This window comes from Bacillus methanolicus PB1, assembly GCF_000262755.1.
GTDB lineage: Bacteria > Bacillota > Bacilli > Bacillales > Cytobacillaceae > Bacillus_Z > Bacillus_Z methanolicus.
On the sequence record NZ_AFEU01000002.1, the window covers coordinates 199,811 to 215,147 of the forward strand.

16 protein-coding genes are annotated in these 15,337 nt (G+C 37.8%); 2 read left to right on the forward strand and 14 right to left on the reverse strand.

Features of this window, described 5'->3' with window-relative positions; all coding sequences use genetic code 11:
* Positions 1-96: 96 nt before the first annotated feature.
* From PB1_RS05980 to glmS, 8 genes are all read right to left on the reverse strand, one after another.
* A complete protein-coding gene (locus PB1_RS05980; RefSeq protein ID WP_003351365.1) occupies positions 97-744 on the reverse strand; it encodes a response regulator transcription factor in 648 nt (215 codons plus the stop codon).
* Positions 725-2,929: a PAS domain S-box protein gene (locus PB1_RS05985; protein ID WP_003351366.1), complete on the reverse strand. Its 2,205-nt coding sequence runs from the start codon at positions 2,927-2,929 to the stop codon at positions 725-727. The genes PB1_RS05980 and PB1_RS05985 overlap by 20 nt, the downstream gene beginning before the upstream one ends.
* A 452-nt stretch (positions 2,930-3,381) precedes the next feature.
* Complete coding sequence (locus tag PB1_RS05990) at positions 3,382-3,825, reverse strand: aminoacyl-tRNA deacylase (RefSeq protein WP_003351368.1); 444 nt, start codon at positions 3,823-3,825, stop codon at positions 3,382-3,384.
* 382 nt (positions 3,826-4,207) lie between these two features.
* Positions 4,208-4,552: a YkgJ family cysteine cluster protein gene (locus PB1_RS05995; RefSeq protein WP_003351370.1), complete on the reverse strand. Its 345-nt coding sequence runs from the start codon at positions 4,550-4,552 to the stop codon at positions 4,208-4,210.
* Between the two features lie 77 nt (positions 4,553-4,629).
* Entirely contained in the window at positions 4,630-4,893 is a 264-nt protein-coding gene (locus tag PB1_RS18540; protein WP_155816396.1) for an MBL fold metallo-hydrolase, read from the reverse strand.
* Between the two features lie 62 nt (positions 4,894-4,955).
* Positions 4,956-5,096 (reverse strand): MBL fold metallo-hydrolase, encoded by a 141-nt coding sequence (locus PB1_RS18545; protein ID WP_003351372.1) that lies wholly within the window; start codon positions 5,094-5,096, stop codon positions 4,956-4,958.
* A 565-nt stretch (positions 5,097-5,661) separates the two neighbouring features.
* Positions 5,662-6,222 carry a cupin domain-containing protein gene (locus tag PB1_RS06010; protein ID WP_003351373.1) on the reverse strand — a complete coding sequence of 187 codons (561 nt, stop codon included), beginning with the start codon at positions 6,220-6,222 and terminating at the stop codon, positions 5,662-5,664.
* Positions 6,223-6,584: 362 nt separating this feature from the next.
* Positions 6,585-8,387, reverse strand: a complete 1,803-nt coding sequence (gene glmS / locus PB1_RS06015; RefSeq protein ID WP_003351374.1) for a glutamine--fructose-6-phosphate transaminase (isomerizing) — start codon at positions 8,385-8,387, stop codon at positions 6,585-6,587.
* Positions 8,388-8,427: 40 nt separating this feature from the next.
* Here glmS and PB1_RS17425 point away from each other — a divergent pair, with 40 nt between their 5' ends.
* Positions 8,428-8,709: a hypothetical protein gene (locus tag PB1_RS17425; protein WP_155816397.1), complete on the forward strand. Its 282-nt coding sequence runs from the start codon at positions 8,428-8,430 to the stop codon at positions 8,707-8,709.
* Between the two features lie 148 nt (positions 8,710-8,857).
* Here the strand turns inward: PB1_RS17425 and glmM are convergent, their stop codons facing one another.
* From glmM to sigW, 5 genes are all read right to left on the reverse strand, one after another.
* Positions 8,858-10,207 carry a phosphoglucosamine mutase gene (gene glmM, locus PB1_RS06020; RefSeq protein WP_003351377.1) on the reverse strand — a complete coding sequence of 450 codons (1,350 nt, stop codon included), beginning with the start codon at positions 10,205-10,207 and terminating at the stop codon, positions 8,858-8,860.
* A gap of 41 nt (positions 10,208-10,248) precedes the next feature.
* Entirely contained in the window at positions 10,249-11,496 is a 1,248-nt protein-coding gene (locus PB1_RS06025; RefSeq protein WP_003351379.1) for a CdaR family protein, read from the reverse strand.
* Positions 11,489-12,316 (reverse strand): diadenylate cyclase CdaA, encoded by an 828-nt coding sequence (gene cdaA / locus PB1_RS06030; RefSeq protein ID WP_003351380.1) that lies wholly within the window; start codon positions 12,314-12,316, stop codon positions 11,489-11,491. Before cdaA ends, PB1_RS06025 begins: the two co-directional genes overlap by 8 nt.
* 173 nt (positions 12,317-12,489) lie before the next feature.
* Positions 12,490-13,116 carry an anti-sigma factor family protein gene (locus tag PB1_RS06035; RefSeq protein WP_003351381.1) on the reverse strand — a complete coding sequence of 209 codons (627 nt, stop codon included), beginning with the start codon at positions 13,114-13,116 and terminating at the stop codon, positions 12,490-12,492.
* Positions 13,117-13,132: 16 nt separating this feature from the next.
* A complete protein-coding gene (sigW, locus tag PB1_RS06040) occupies positions 13,133-13,696 on the reverse strand; it encodes an RNA polymerase sigma factor SigW (protein WP_003351382.1) in 564 nt (187 codons plus the stop codon).
* A gap of 178 nt (positions 13,697-13,874) precedes the next feature.
* On the opposite strand from sigW, the gene PB1_RS16910 reads away from it, so the two are divergent.
* Positions 13,875-14,033 carry an aspartyl-phosphate phosphatase Spo0E family protein gene (locus PB1_RS16910; RefSeq protein ID WP_003351383.1) on the forward strand — a complete coding sequence of 53 codons (159 nt, stop codon included), beginning with the start codon at positions 13,875-13,877 and terminating at the stop codon, positions 14,031-14,033.
* A 133-nt stretch (positions 14,034-14,166) separates the two neighbouring features.
* On the opposite strand, the gene rocF is transcribed toward PB1_RS16910, so the two are convergent.
* Positions 14,167-15,063, reverse strand: a complete 897-nt coding sequence (rocF, locus tag PB1_RS06045; protein WP_003351384.1) for an arginase — start codon at positions 15,061-15,063, stop codon at positions 14,167-14,169.
* Positions 15,064-15,337: the final 274 nt, after the last annotated feature.

The window sequence follows — 15,337 nt, forward strand, 5'->3', positions numbered from 1 at the left end:
TTTCATAATAAATTGCAAGTCAAAGGTCGAAAACATTTTCAATCATCGCGGTGGCTGATATGCCATGGAGGTTTGAGACAGCATCTTAACCATTCCCTAATATAAATCTTCCGTTGGTAAAATCCCCAAGTTTTTTGCTTTTTTTATCGCTTCCACCCGTGAATTAACATTTAATTTTTGATAAAGTTCTGTCAGACTGTATTCCAAAGATCGCTGACTAATCAACAGTGTCTTTGATATCTCTTTATTACTATATCCCTTTGCCAATTCTCGAAGAAGTTTTTCTTCTTTTTTGCTGATCGTTGTCTTTTCATTTGCCTTTTCACCTTGCAAAACAATCTCTTGGCGTCTAAGCTGTTTAAGAAGCTGCATCGGGACAATGGCCTCTTTCCTCGCAGCGCTTCGTATGGCCTGGACCAATTGCTCCCTGGTAGACGTCTTTGCAATAAAGCCGGAGACGCCTGATTCCATAAGCAAATTAAAATGAGGCGCAATATCGAATCCCGAATAAATAAGAATGATGGCGTCAGGAACATAGTAGAGCACCTTTCGTGCCAAATCCGCACCATTTATATTAGGCATATATAAGTCAAAAAGGATAACGTCAAAATTATGGTTACGTACCAGATCAGGCACACAATACACGTCCGTCTCAATCGTGACATTCATGTCCGGTTCAGATTCTATTAACAATTTTGTTCCTTCGACGACTGATCTATGATCGTCAACCAATAATATTTCCATAGTGATCACCTTTTTGCGGCGTAGTAGTTGGAACAATAATATTCACATGAAATCCTTCTTGAGGAGCAGATTTTATTTCTACTTCCCCTTCTAAACTAAGAACCCTATTTTTAATACCTGCAATGCCCATATGTTTAAACGAGCCTTCAAAAACAGATAAATCCATGCCGACCCCGTTATCGCTATAAGAAAAATGAATATGTTCTTCATAACCGGTTAATTTCATTGTCACTTTAGATGCCTTAGAATGTTTTGAGGCATTATTTAACAACTCCTGAACGATTCGATATATCCCGAGAATTTGGTCTTCATGAAGTGGATTTTCCAAATTCATGCTTGAAAATTCAATCTCGTAATTTGAAAACATCCGCGCGTACGAAAAAAGACTTTTTAAGGATTCCACCAGGCCCATCTTAAGGAGAAAAGGGGGACGCAGCTCATTACAGGTAATACGAATTTGATGAATAGCATCCAGCAGACCCTCTTCAATTTGGATAAGTTTACCATGCGTTTCCTCGCTAAATGAAGTGGATGAGCGTAATGATTCAAGCTTACGATACCAAATAATCAGATCCTGCAAAACGGAATCATGCAAGTCGCTTGAAAGTAAAGCTCTTTCCTTTTCCGATAGTTTAAACAAAAGTTTTAACATCCATTTTGGCGTCTGGTTATTCGTTACCATGTCCTCAAGGCGTTTCATCAGATCTTCAATGAGTTGAAGATTATCATATAGAATCGTGACATAATGAACGGCTGTTTCAAGCCATTCTTCCTCAATTTTAAGCAAGGATTGATTGATTTCAATCCTTAAATAAACCGGCTGTTCCTTTTCGGCGATTTTGATCCATATCTCATTCATGTTTCTTAGAACTGATTCATGACCTCTAGGTAATTCTTCAATGGATACACTGTTCACTGGCAATACTTTCTTTACCTCTTCGATCAGTCGGTTTTCCAGTTCGGTTACTTTCATGACGTTAGCAAGGTCATTAGAGAAACGATTAATACTTTGCTGGAGGGACTTATATCTTTCTTCGCTTTGGATTAATTCCATCTCCTCCCTTTTCCGCTCCGTAATATCCTTTACGATACCATGAACACCATTGAGTTCCCCTGAAAGAAAGATAGGTACAAAGGTAATATTGACAATTTTCTCACCATATCCAGATCGAATGATCCGACACTCGACATCTCTCGGCTCTTGCTTTTTCATGACCTCCGAAAGGATATGATAAACAGACATATGATCTTCATCATAAATCAATCCGATAAAACAACGATCTGGCAGCTGATCGATTTTGATGCCTGTAATTTTTTCAAATGCCTGATTAGCATTTACAAAATATCCATTTAAATCAATGGAAAATACACCATCCAAATTATTCTCAAATAAAGATTTATACCTTTGTTCACTCTCTTCTAATGCTAACTCAGACCGTTTTAACTCCGTAATGTCCAATATTATGCCGTCAAATCGTTCAATAGTACCAGTATTGTCCATATATGGATGGACGATCAGTCTGCCCCATCTAGTTTCACCTTCAACATGGATAAAACGGATGACTTTGTTAACGGGTATTCCCCTATCTAGACTATTCTTTACTTCTCCCATAAGCATTTCATTATCATCAGGGTGAATATGATCGTGCAAACGAATAGGCTTAAACATAATTTCCCGCCTTGGAATTCCCGATATTTTTTCTATGCTCTCAGAACAAAATGTATAATAGCTAAAATCCTTTTCCGTTGACCAAACCGCTGCGTTTACACTTTCCAAAATATTCTCCAGCAATTGCTCTGTTTTTTTTCGCTCCGTTATATCTCTAACAACTGCTACAACATATTTAACATTACCATCCCGATCCAAAACCGGCTTTACTCTTGCCTCTACATGAATGATTGAGCCTTGTGAATGAATCAGACGATATTCCAAAACAACTGGCGTTTTTGTTTGAATAGCTTGAAAATGCGAGGAACGAACACGGTCTCTATCCTCTGGGGGAATGATATCGAATGCATCCATACCTTCATACTCTTTAATGGTGTAACCTAATGTTTGTTGAAAGGAAGGTGATACATAACGTACAATGGCCTCATTATCTACAAGAACGATAATGTCGGATGTGTTTTCAGCTACAATTTTGTACTTTTCATCTTCATTAATCACATCATGATCATAGTTCATAACATTACTCCTTACGGTGAGATTGGTCTTTCGAGATCCATCCTATTATTGATAATTATAGAAGAATTATCATACATCAACCACGCAAAAAAATGGCGAATGTCCGCAATTTATGTTAGCTTTAAATAAAAGTTAGGGCTGTTTGACTTAAAAATCTAATACAACCGCAATAGCTTGCTACAGTTTCGGTAATATCACAAGTTTTTTGCAATTTAGAACTACGCCCATTAACTCTTTTTCCCTTCTCCCTTATTCATTTCACTTCCTTGTCATCCTTGCTTTTATGACCTTTTTATCGGGTTTTTTTTCAAGCTTTTTCTGGCTCTTTTTCAGGCATAAATAAGACCGAAGGCGGCTGGATTGGCGTCAGTAAACCTTCGGTTTAGGAATTATTTTTATTGAAAATTCGGAATATCGTGTTGAAATAGGTTCAATTACCCCTTCACAACACCTTAATCCAAAAATGCAACAACTTGATTTAATTTTTCTAAAGCATTCGGGATAATTTTCAATGTCGATGTTGGTTCTCCCGTACCACCGTAAATAAATGGATAGTGGAAAAGTCCTCTATCTACGATACAAGGCAAAGAAAGCACTAAAGAGACACTACCAACAGTGTATCCAGTTATCTGTTGGACTTCTTTTGGGGTTGCCATTTTCAATTGATTGCATCCTAAAATTCCCGACACTTCTTCCAAATTTATACGCCCACGACTACCAGAAACAATCATCGCAAAACAGCCTTTTCCTGACTTAAGAACTAATGTGGGTGCTGTCTGACCTATTTCAATTCCAAAATAATCCGCACCTTCCTGTGCTGTACGAATCTGTTTTTCGTGATGTATAATTTCGAATTGAACTCCACTCTCTTGCAAGATGGTTCTTAAATTGTCCATAAAAGAATACCCCTTTCTTCAAGTAATATTTTACCATAACTGGATTGACAATATCTTGCTTCAACATTCTGATCCGAATACCCTTTTTATTTAAGGTACTTTATCACTTCAAAAATAAGCCTAAATTGCAATATTAAATGCAACACATGATGAAACCATGTAAACCGATGTTCATGAAACTAAGATGACAGGACTTTCTCCGGGCAACTTTATATGGAGTGGCAGGTAGGTCAAGTCTTTCATTTAACTTGCAATAGTTTTTAAAGATTACCCCAAATTAGTAATCATAGCCCTCTTTCAAAAAAATACCAGATAAATCCTAGTGAATATAGGAAATAACTTCTGGTACAAATGGTTTTGCTAAAAGTTAATAGGAGAGTTTTCATTTAAAGTCGATCCAAGTAAAATCAATGGAAAGGATTCCTACAGGTGTATCATTATATATCATATGTTTAGTTGCTAATTCAGGTTTACGAAAACATGCCATCCCTTTATAAAATCCAAACATGCTGCAAGCTTTGGGACGAACTGAGTAAATTCCGCAACGGTCTTTTTCGATATCATAGAAAATGCACGTTCCATGGAATCTATTTTGTTTTTCTAATTCTTCAAGTGTCTTTCGTGGCATGCTTTTAATCTTTTTTTTAATTCTTTTTAATTCAATTTCTGTTATAGCAACAGGGCCACAGCACAAGCCTTTGCAACCCTTACAAGGTAGTTTTTCCATTTGTTTCTCCTTTTTTTGCAAGGTCGTATTTATAATCTAAAAAGCTATTATTTTATAATATATTTCCTAAGCTCAACTTAAATATGAGTGGTCTGCTTAACAGGTCCTTTTAATATTCCATTTGAACAAACCATAGCATCACCGGCAAAAAGTATTTTGCTTTCTTCTAAATAAAGTGAAATATGTCCTGGTGTATGTCCCGGAGTAGAAATTACCTTAATTCCACCACAAATAGGGAGAAATTGATTGTCTTTTAAGGTTTTAGTGACCTTAATTTTCGGGGGCTGCGAGTATAAATCTTTGATTTGTTCAGGAAATGCTTCCCATTGTTCCTTGGTCATTCTTTTAGGGTCCGAATTCATTAGATGTAAGGTAGGTACCTTCAATATAAGGTTTATCAAGCTCATGGGCGTATATATCTATTTGTATCAAGATCCTGATGTGTAAGTATTACTGCTTTCAATTTATCAAAAGAAACACCAGCTTTGTTCATCCCATTTAAGATCTGTTCAAATTGCTCAGGCATTCCCGCATCAATTAACATAGCAGACTCGTCATCCCATACCAAAGTTGGATGAAACGTTGTTTTAGTTCCAAAAGCTTCAATTTTTAATTCTAAAATTTCTACTTTGTCTTTAGTCTTCAGTTGCCAATTTCCTCCCTTAATAAATTAAGTATTCCTTTAAATAGAAAAGGAATTTGTTTCCACTATCTATTTTTATCACGCCAAATGGTTATTAGTCAACACCAAAATATTTTATTATAACATATAAAAAATTTTTTGTCAAGATAAAATTGTGTTATTTTATTCTTAGTTATTGCGGAGTGAGTCCTATATCAGTTAATTTTCATGTTCGACAACGGTTTACAGGGTTATCATCATGTGTTGCATTTAATATTGCAATTTAGGTTTCAATTTACTTTCTAATATTTCCTTATCTTATTCTGAAATATGGCCCAATACAAAAAGACGCCTTATTAAAGAAAGGCGCCCGTTAATTAAATAACAAACAAATAAAATAATTACAAAATAGTTATCTAATTTCGTAAGAAAAATTCTAATTATATAATTTTGCAACAACGTTTTCTTTTTATTACTCACAGTAGTTTTATTCAATTGCCATGGCATCGGCTTTTGTTACATGTACAGTACCATGTGGATGTTGTGGAGGTGCATATATCGAGTACAGTTTTAGAGGGATATTACCTGTATTGGTTACATTGTGCCATGTTCCAGCAGGTATCATAATAGCAGAGTCATCATAGACTTTTCTTTCAAAGTTTAAATTATCTTTACTCTTTCCCATTTGAACAATCCCTTTACCTTGTTCAATACGTAAAAATTGATCAACGTTAGGGTGAATTTCCAAACCAATATCTTCGCCAACATTGATACTCATCAATGTAACTTGCAAATGATTTCCTGTCCATAAAACGGTACGATACGTATTGTTTTGCTTCGTAGCCTCATTGATATTAACTGCAAACGGTTCTGGTCCATAATCTTTTAACTTAATTTTATCTCTTCCCTTTGATGATTGTAAAAAACCCAATCGCTTAGCATGCCCTATCTCATTAGGAATAGTCCAGTAAACAGGTTGTCTTCCATAATTATACATTGGTGCGTTAACATAATAAGGATATGGATACATATAAGAAACATAGTACATTTTTCTCATTCCCTTCACAGATTTATAAAATTATCCTATGTACTATGTTTAGGGAATGTACTTAGATTCAGGGTGACTTATTTAAAGAAATCGTTGTTAGCCTAAAACATTTTACTCAATTAAATGGCCCTTTAACGGAACAACTTTATATTCAGCCAACAGTTCCTTAACCTGCTTTTCAACATCAGATGTTCATTTCCTTTTAACCATAAAAAGACCCCTTAAGACAAACCATATCCGAAGGGGTGAAGCGTCGCAACTTTTTTATAAAAGTTGCGACTTTATTTTAAAAATCGCATCTTTTTTATAAATATCTCGACTTTCTTTCAAATCTACACAACTACTAAAGATCCCAATCGATCTTATTCAACTGTAACTGATTTCGCCAAATTTCTTGGCTTATCAACGTCACAGCCGCGGTGTAATGCTGCATAATAAGCAATAAATTGCAGCGGAATAACAGAGATAAGAGGTGTTAATAGTTCATGCGCTTCCGGAACAACGAAGCGGTCTTCTTCTGTTTCAAGTCCTTTCATGGAGATGATGCATGGGTTTGCACCGCGGGCTACGACCTCTTTTACGTTGCCGCGGATGCTTAAGTTTACCCTGCCTTGAGTTGCTAGGGCAATAACAGGAGTGCCTTTTTCAATCAAAGCGATTGTTCCGTGCTTTAACTCACCGCCCGCAAAACCTTCCGCTTGGATGTAAGAGATTTCTTTCAGCTTTAATGCACCTTCTAGCCCTACATAGAAATCAATTCCGCGTCCGATAAAGAAACAGTTTCTTGTTGTCGCTAAATATTCACGGGCGATTTCTTCAAACTCATCTTTTTCATTACAAAGGATTTCCATAGCATTTGCCACAATGCCAAGCTCGTGGACAAGATCAAAGTCAAGCATAATTCCACGGCTCTTTGCAGTTACTTCTGCTAAAATCGCGAGTACTACAATTTGAGCGGTATACGCTTTTGTTGAGGCAACGGCAATTTCCGGTCCGGCATGGAGCAGCAATGTGTAATCTGCTTCACGTGAAAGCGTAGAACCCGGAACATTTGTAATGGTAAGAGCTTTGTAGCCCATTTTTTTAATTTCAACAAGTACGGCACGGCTGTCAGCCGTTTCACCACTTTGAGAAATAAAGATAAACAGCGGTTTATCAGAAAGCATTGGCATATTGTAGCCAAATTCGCTCGCAATATGAACTTCAACCGGAATTTTTGCCAACTTTTCAATATACTGCTTTCCGATGAGGCCTGCGTGATAAGAAGTGCCTGCCGCAATTATATAGATGCGGTCGGCATCGTTCATTGCATCAATAATTTTCCTGTCAATTGTTAAGCTTCCTTGTTTGTCTTGGTAATTTTGAATGATTTTACGAACCACGAGCGGCTGCTCATCAATCTCTTTTAACATATAGTAAGGGTATGTTCCCTTTTCGATGTCACTTGCATCAAGCTCAGCAATAAACGGATCACGTTTCACTACGTCTCCATTTAATTTTAGGATTGTTACTTCATTCTTTGTTACGATAACCATTTCTTTGTCCATTAATTCCACAAACCGGTTCGTAACTTGAAGCATTGCCATCGCATCGCTCGCTGCTACGTTGAATCCGTCACCAAGACCTACAAGAAGCGGGCTTTTATTTTTTGCAACAAAAATCGTTTCATTGTTTTGTTTATCTAAAAGGGCAAGTGCATAAGAACCCTTTAATAGAGTGAGCGTTTTGCGGAACGCTTCTTCTGTGTTTAATCCATCATTCACGAACAGTTCAATCAGTTGAACGATAATCTCCGTATCAGTATCACTCTTTAAAGGAACATCCATCAAGTACTCGCGCTTTAAGATATCATAGTTTTCGATTACCCCGTTATGCACAATGGTAAAACGACCGGATGCGCTTTGATGGGGATGTGCATTACTTTTGCTTGGAACGCCATGAGTTGCCCATCGTGTATGGCCGATTCCTATATTTGCAGATACCGTTTCATCCACAATGCTCCGCAAATCAGCAATGCGGCCTTTTTCTTTGAAAACATGAACGACGTTTTCATTCATAACGGCAATTCCTGCTGAATCATAACCTCTATACTCAAGCTTCTCCAAGCCCTTTAATAAAATTTCTTTTGAATCATTATTTCCGATATATCCAACAATTCCACACATAAACTTCTGTTCCTCCCTTTACTCAAGGGGGCAAGAAGCCTTGGGGGCAAACTTGCCCCCTTATCTCTGTTTTTTCAAAGGCAGGAAGCCGGATAACTTGTTCCAAACTTCTAACCTGCTTAATAATAGCATTCCCTTCTCTTTGTCCATTGAGTTGCCTCAATGTTTTAAAGAAGAGATTTTTCGGTTGTGCTTTCAACCGGGAGGCATCCGCCGAATGTTCGATAAACCTCCTCCTCGTCAACTAATCCGCACGTTTTCCGGATTAGTTCTGGCGCTTTTAAAATATTTTCTAACTGCCCACCTTTCTATTTTTGAATAAACATGATTATCATACAACATTGATAAACAATTCGTCAATCAAAATTGCTATTAATAGGCAATTATACCCTTATTTCCGGATACTCTTTTTCCTATAATAAAAAATATGCATAAGGGATTCGGAACGTTCCCCTATGCATATCTTGACATTACTCTGTTATCCCCTTTTCCTCTTTCACAACTAAAGCAATGCGGTTTACATATTCATGGCACAAATCTTCTGTTGGCGCTTCTGCCATAATCCTTACTAGAGGCTCCGTTCCGGACGGACGGACAAGAATACGTCCGTTGCCGTTCATTTCATTTTCTATTTGCTCAATTACTTTTTTGACTTTTTCATTATCAGTTACGTGATGTTTATCCGCAACCCTTACATTAACAAGCATTTGCGGGAATTTCTTCATTTCTCCTGCCAGTTCCGATAAAGGTTTCTGTGTCATTTTCATAATATTGACAAGCTGCAATCCTGTTAGCAGGCCATCTCCTGTTGTGTTGTAATCAAGGAAAATGATATGTCCTGATTGTTCTCCTCCCAGGTTATATCCGTTTTTCTTCATTTCCTCTACTACGTAACGGTCGCCAACAGCGGTTTGGACACTTTCAATTCCAAGAGTTTCAAGCGCCTTATAAAAGCCGAGATTGCTCATTACAGTAGATACGACTGTTGAATGCTTTAACCGGCCTTGTTCTTTCATGTATTTTCCGCATATGTACATGATTTGGTCGCCGTCTACGATATTTCCATTCTCATCAATTGCAATCAAGCGGTCTCCATCTCCATCAAATGCAAGACCAACATCGGCACCTTTTTCTATTACAAACGAAGCAAGAGCTTTCGGATGGGTCGAGCCTACTCCGTCGTTAATATTAAGGCCATTAGGCGATGCGCCCATCGTAGAAAGGTCTGCATCAAGATCAGCAAACAAATGCGTTGCCAGTGAAGAGGTAGCCCCATGTGCACAATCCAAGGCAATATGAATTCCTGAAAAATCCTCGTCTACTGTTTGTTTCAAATATTGCAGATATTTTTGTCCGCCTTCAAAGTAATCATTGACTTGCCCGAGGTCTGCTCCTATCGGTCTAGGCAGATTGTCTTCTTCAAGATCCAGCAACTTTTCAATTTCACGCTCTTGTTCATCAGAGAGCTTAAATCCATCCGGTCCAAAAAACTTTATTCCATTATCGGCTACCGGGTTGTGGGAAGCGGATATCATGACTCCAGCCTGTGCACCTAGAGCTTTTGTCAAATACGCTACTCCAGGAGTAGATATAACACCGAGCCGCATCACCTCTGCCCCGATTGATAATAATCCGGCTACAAGAGCACCTTCAAGCATATGTCCAGAAATACGTGTATCCCGTCCAATAAGCACCTTGGGACGTTCTTTATCTTTTGTTAGTACGTATCCTCCAAAACGCCCTAATTTAAAAGCAAGTTCCGGTGTCAATTCACTGTTGGCTACTCCGCGTACTCCATCAGTCCCGAAATATTTTCCCATTTCAAGAATCTCTCCTTCATCGAATAATTGCTTTCTTAAGCTTATTCTTTTTCCGTAATTGAAATTTTTGCTGTTTCTTTTGCAAGCTTCCATTTCACATTATTTGGGCCTTTAACTTGTATATCGAGCTCATGATTTCCTTTTGAGAGGTTGGCTGCATTAATAAATAGACTAAAATCATCTTCACTTAACGTTTTGATTATGTCGCTTGATCCTATTATGGTCAAATTGGCAGCAGCAGAAGCAGGATCAAGAAATGCTACCTCATAATTTTCGTTAAGGCCTTCCGTTTTTATAGGTAGGTTTGACAGTATTTTTTCCTCTTCTTTATTCTCATTTGCTTTTTTAACATCTACATTAATCCTGACTTTTACCGTTTCCGGATCAACTTTTGATATCCCTTCTGAAATAATGACTGGCACTGTCAATTCCGTATCTTTTTGTATATTGCTTACATCTACCTCTACTCTAACACTTTCTGTTTGACCCAAATTTTCCGGTTTTGCCAAAATTGTTGCTTCCTTTACATCAATAAATATAGAATTTATAGAAACTCCTTCAGGAGGGGTTCCTTTTTGGACGATTTTGATCGGTACAGTTTTACTAGAGCTTTTTACTGGCACTGTCACTGTAACAGCTTCAGGATCAACAATGACATCAAGCTTGTTTAATTCCTTGTCAAGTACTTGAACAGTTGCTTCTCTTGTCACCGTACTGTTTATAGAGCCCCCAATATCAAGAGTAGCTATGACAAAGCTAATTCTTTCAATTACATCCTTTGCACCCGTAATTTTTACCTTTTTCGGTTCAACGACTGGCTCCTCGGAAACATAGCCATCATCTAATAATTTTTTGTTGAATTCTGCATCTACTTTAAATTCCTTCGTTACTCGTTCCTGAACAGTCACATCGGCATAATTTGGCTCCACTGTAGCCTTCAGTTTGTCGGAAATATCCCGTATCTGGATGGGGACTCGCTGAGTGCCGATTTCCGCATCTGACAAGTCTATGAACACTTCAAAGTTTCTAAGCGATTTTGTCATTTGGACGATGTTTTTGGGGCCTTGAATCGTAACTTTCACTGTATCAGGCACCCCTGACACTACGAGATTTTCTGTATCATAATAGCTTTTTACAGGCACATCTGTGATTGTCTCAACATTGTTTTGAGAAGGAACATTTTCATCTGTCGCTCTTTCCATATCCGGAACAGATGAAAACAATAACACAGCCAAAACAAGGGAAATAATTTTCAAAAACCAGCGGTTATCCATCAGTCTATCAATCACTTTTATTCACCCTCCAGTTCCATCGGGCTGAAGAAGCTTGTTTTGTTCTCGTTTGTGACAACAATTCACTTCTCATCAGTTCTTTAAACTTTTCAGGAGACAAATCACGATGCAGCTCCCCGTTTTTCGTTAAAGACACGCTGCCTGTTTCCTCTGAGACAACGACTGTTACACTGTCTGTCACTTCGCTGATTCCAAGTGCGGCGCGATGACGGGTACCTAATTCTTTGGAGATGAATGGGCTCTCCGATAACGGCAAATAGCATGCTGCTGCGGCAACACTATGTTTTTGTATAATAACAGCCCCGTCATGCAAAGGAGTATTTGGAATAAAAATATTAATCAGCAATTCAGAAGAGATTTTTGAATTTAACTGGATTCCTGTCTCAATGTAGTCACTCATCCCTGTTTCTCGTTCAATTGAAATCAACGCTCCTATACGCCGCTTTGCCATATAATCTGTCGCTTTTATAATCGCCTCCACCACTTTTTCCTGCTCTTCTTCTTCAGGTGTTCCGCTTCTTGAAAATAACTTGCCTCTTCCAAGCTGCTCAAGCGCCCTTCGAAGTTCAGGCTGGAAAATAATTATGATAGCCAAAAATCCCCATGTTAAAGCTTGTTCCATCATCCAACTTAATGCTTTTAAATATAAAAGATCGCTAATAATTTTTACGAGGAGGATGACAAAAATTCCTTTTAGCAGTTGAACGGCTTTCGTTCCCCGTATAACCATAATCAATTTATAAATAACGTACCATACAAGGAGAATATCCACAGTATTTGCCAATAATTCTAGTATTGGTATATCAAAAAACGGCATTGTACTTCCCCCATAAATTTATTAAAAAGCGGAAGCCGCTTAAGTATCGTATGTAACCCTCATATTATACCATAAATCAAAAGGCTTTTAGGAATAATACGGCTCTATGGTTTCTTAATAATTTACTGCTGAAGCTGGTTTTAAAAAAATCAGCCACCCTTATTCGAGTGGCTTTAAATTTTGTCATTTTCTTCATCAAATATATTAATAAGATCTTTGCCTGTTTTCTTTATTTGGAACCATAACCATTCGTATATTTCATTAACTTCCGTAATCTCTCCTGTAACATGGCCGGCAGATGCAAGATACTTATCTCCATTTATTACTGTCACATTCCCCTGTATTTCACCTTCAATTTTTAAAGTTCCATTCTTTACAACGACATCTCCCTTAACTACTTCGCCTTTTGGGACAATCACTGTAGTATTTTCAACCTTAAGATTAGGCTGCTTTGACACGGAAAATTGATGATCATTCCATGCTGAGAAAAGGCTTCCCACCATTAAAACGAAAAATAAAGAGGCAGCTGTTAATAAAGGGTGATGACGGAACCAGCGCTGCACTCCAATTTTTTTCTTTTCCTTTGGCAATCTTGCCATCACATTTGCAGTAAGATTGGGAGGTGCCTTTATATTGGAAGTGCTCTGCACAAGAGCAATTGCTTTTTTTAATTCATGAAAGTGCGTTTGACAATCTTTGCATGTTTGTAAATGTTCTCTTAATATTTTTTCATTCTCGGCTGAGATCACTTCATCTAAGTATTCATGCATATATTCAATAATCTCTGCTGGACAACTCAAAGCTCTCACCCTCTCATTAAACATATCGCAACTGTTGTCTCAACGCTTCTCTCCCTCTGTGAATTCTTGTTTTAACCGTTCCCAGCGGAAGATCCAAAATTTCGCTGATTTCATTAAGCGAAAGTTCCTCAATATATCTTAATACGATAGCCGTCCTGTATTTTTCGGGTAGTTTTGAAATTTCTTTTTGAATCGTTTCCTGCAGCTCCAAACTCTGAAGCTCCTCTTCAGGAAGAGCTGTATCAGCCGCAATTTGAGAATACATCGTAAGCCCATCTGTGCCCGAAACTTCGGCATCCAAATAGTAATCCGGTTTTTTCTTTCTTATTCGATCGATACACAGGTTTGTGGCAATTCGGTAAAGCCACGTGGAAAACTTTAAATTTATATTGAAACTGTTAATATTCACATATGCACGAATAAAAGCTTCTTGAGCAATGTCTTCTGATTCATGCCTGTTTCCGAGCATCCTGTAACAAAGCTGAAAAACCTTGTCCTTATAAAGTTCAACGATTTCTCCATAAGCATTTTGGTCGCCCTTTATTACTTCTTTTATCCTTTTCTTTACGATCTCTTCCATTGGTTACCTCCGCTCTAATGCGGCTATACGATATACGAATCGATAGCGGAAAGGGTTTCAATTTTCACATAAAAATTTTTAACCAATTTTATATTAACAAAAATTTACTGAAGTATGTTTAAAATATTTTCCACAGGGAATAAAAAGACTAAATAACGAAGGAAGTGAGGAGTTTTTTATGTGTATCAATACATTACTAGAAGACATTGAAAAATACCGAAGGAAAATGATACAGTTAGCTTCTCATTCTTCTTTGACCAATCAGCAAGTGATCGAAGTAAGCACAGAATTGGACAGGCTCCTTAACCGATATTACCTCTTAACCGCAAAAAAATGAGGCTGACCAAAAACTGAGAGCCGGGCACCCTTAGTTACTACTTATTGAAAACATAATCATTGTTTCTCCAATATTTAGTAACTGCAAACGGGGGAGTAGAATACAAGTATTTATTGGTCAGCCTCATAATTATTTATAAAAGTTTTTCACCGAATAAAGATCCCATTAATGCAACAGCAACTGTTGCAGTTTTGTTTTTATCATCAAGAATTGGATTGACTTCGACAAATTCTGCTGAAGTGATGAGCTGTGCTTCCGCAAGCATTTCCATCGCAAGGTGGCTCTCCCGGTAGGTTATTCCGCCGTTAACAGGTGTTCCAACTCCGGGGGCGTCACTTGGATCTAATCCATCCAAGTCAAGCGAAAGATGCACTCCATCCGTTTTATCTTTCAGGTAATTGATAGTTTCTTCCATTACTCTTGACATGCCAAGCCTGTCAATTTCATGCATGGTAAAAACTTTTATTCCCTTTTCTTTAATAAGAGCCCTCTCACCCTCATCCAATGATCTGGCTCCAATGATCACAATGTTTTCCGGCTTTACTTTAGGGCTGTAGCCGCCAATTTCCGTTAACATTGGATGCCCCAGCCCTATGCTGACTGCAAGAGGCATTCCATGTATATTCCCTGAAGGTGAAGTCTCTGCTGTGTTTAAATCCCCGTGTGCATCATACCAGATTACACCCATTTTCTTATAATGTTTTGCAACCCCGGCTAATGTACCAATCGCAATGCTGTGGTCGCCCCCAAGCACTAGCGGAAATGCCCCTGATTTAACAACTTCATCAACTTGCGCTGCCAGCTTTTCATTTTTTTCAGCTACTAACTCCAAGTTGCGCAGGTTCGTATCTGATCGATTGACAACTTCCGGCCTCCCAATCGGGATATCTCCAAGATCTTCTATCTCATACTTTAAGTTTCTTAGCCTTTCATTTATTCCAGCGTAACGCATTGCGCTTGGACCCATGTCAACACCGCGCCTCATTTGTCCTAAATCCATCGGCATGCCGATAATGGATATTTTTTTCATTCATAGATACCTCCTCAATCCTGATTATTTACCTATTTTAACCGTTTTCATAAAAATGACTCAACTCAACAAAAATATGAATATATATACGAAATTATGAAAATAAGCGAAAGAGTCTGATTTAAACGGTTTCAATTTGGCTGTACGCTGAGAAGGGCTATCTTACAAAAACACAGGTTCATTATGAACCTGTGATTTAAAAGTTACTATTTTGACACGCTTCTTCGCAAAAGTAACGCTTTTTTTTGATGGATAAAATTTCTTATGTGAAAAT

Bases quoted from the DNA above. Each gene is read 5' to 3' on its own strand.
- PB1_RS05980 (WP_003351365.1), bottom strand. From the start codon at position 744: ATGGAAATATTATTGGTTGACGATCATAGATCAGTCGTCGAAGGAACA.
- PB1_RS05985 (WP_003351366.1), bottom strand. From the start codon at position 2,929: ATGAACTATGATCATGATGTGATTAATGAAGATGAAAAGTACAAAATT.
- PB1_RS05990 (WP_003351368.1), bottom strand. From the start codon at position 3,825: ATGGACAATTTAAGAACCATCTTGCAAGAGAGTGGAGTTCAATTCGAA.
- PB1_RS05995 (WP_003351370.1), bottom strand. From the start codon at position 4,552: ATGGAAAAACTACCTTGTAAGGGTTGCAAAGGCTTGTGCTGTGGCCCT.
- PB1_RS18540 (WP_155816396.1), bottom strand. From the start codon at position 4,893: ATGACCAAGGAACAATGGGAAGCATTTCCTGAACAAATCAAAGATTTA.
- PB1_RS18545 (WP_003351372.1), bottom strand. From the start codon at position 5,096: ATGTTAATTGATGCGGGAATGCCTGAGCAATTTGAACAGATCTTAAAT.
- PB1_RS06010 (WP_003351373.1), bottom strand. From the start codon at position 6,222: ATGTACTATGTTTCTTATATGTATCCATATCCTTATTATGTTAACGCA.
- glmS (WP_003351374.1), bottom strand. From the start codon at position 8,387: ATGTGTGGAATTGTTGGATATATCGGAAATAATGATTCAAAAGAAATT.
- glmM (WP_003351377.1), bottom strand. From the start codon at position 10,207: ATGGGAAAATATTTCGGGACTGATGGAGTACGCGGAGTAGCCAACAGT.
- cdaA (WP_003351380.1), bottom strand. From the start codon at position 12,316: ATGCCGTTTTTTGATATACCAATACTAGAATTATTGGCAAATACTGTG.
- sigW (WP_003351382.1), bottom strand. From the start codon at position 13,696: ATGGAAGAGATCGTAAAGAAAAGGATAAAAGAAGTAATAAAGGGCGAC.
- PB1_RS16910 (WP_003351383.1), top strand. From the start codon at position 13,875: ATGTGTATCAATACATTACTAGAAGACATTGAAAAATACCGAAGGAAA.
- rocF (WP_003351384.1), bottom strand. From the start codon at position 15,063: ATGAAAAAAATATCCATTATCGGCATGCCGATGGATTTAGGACAAATG.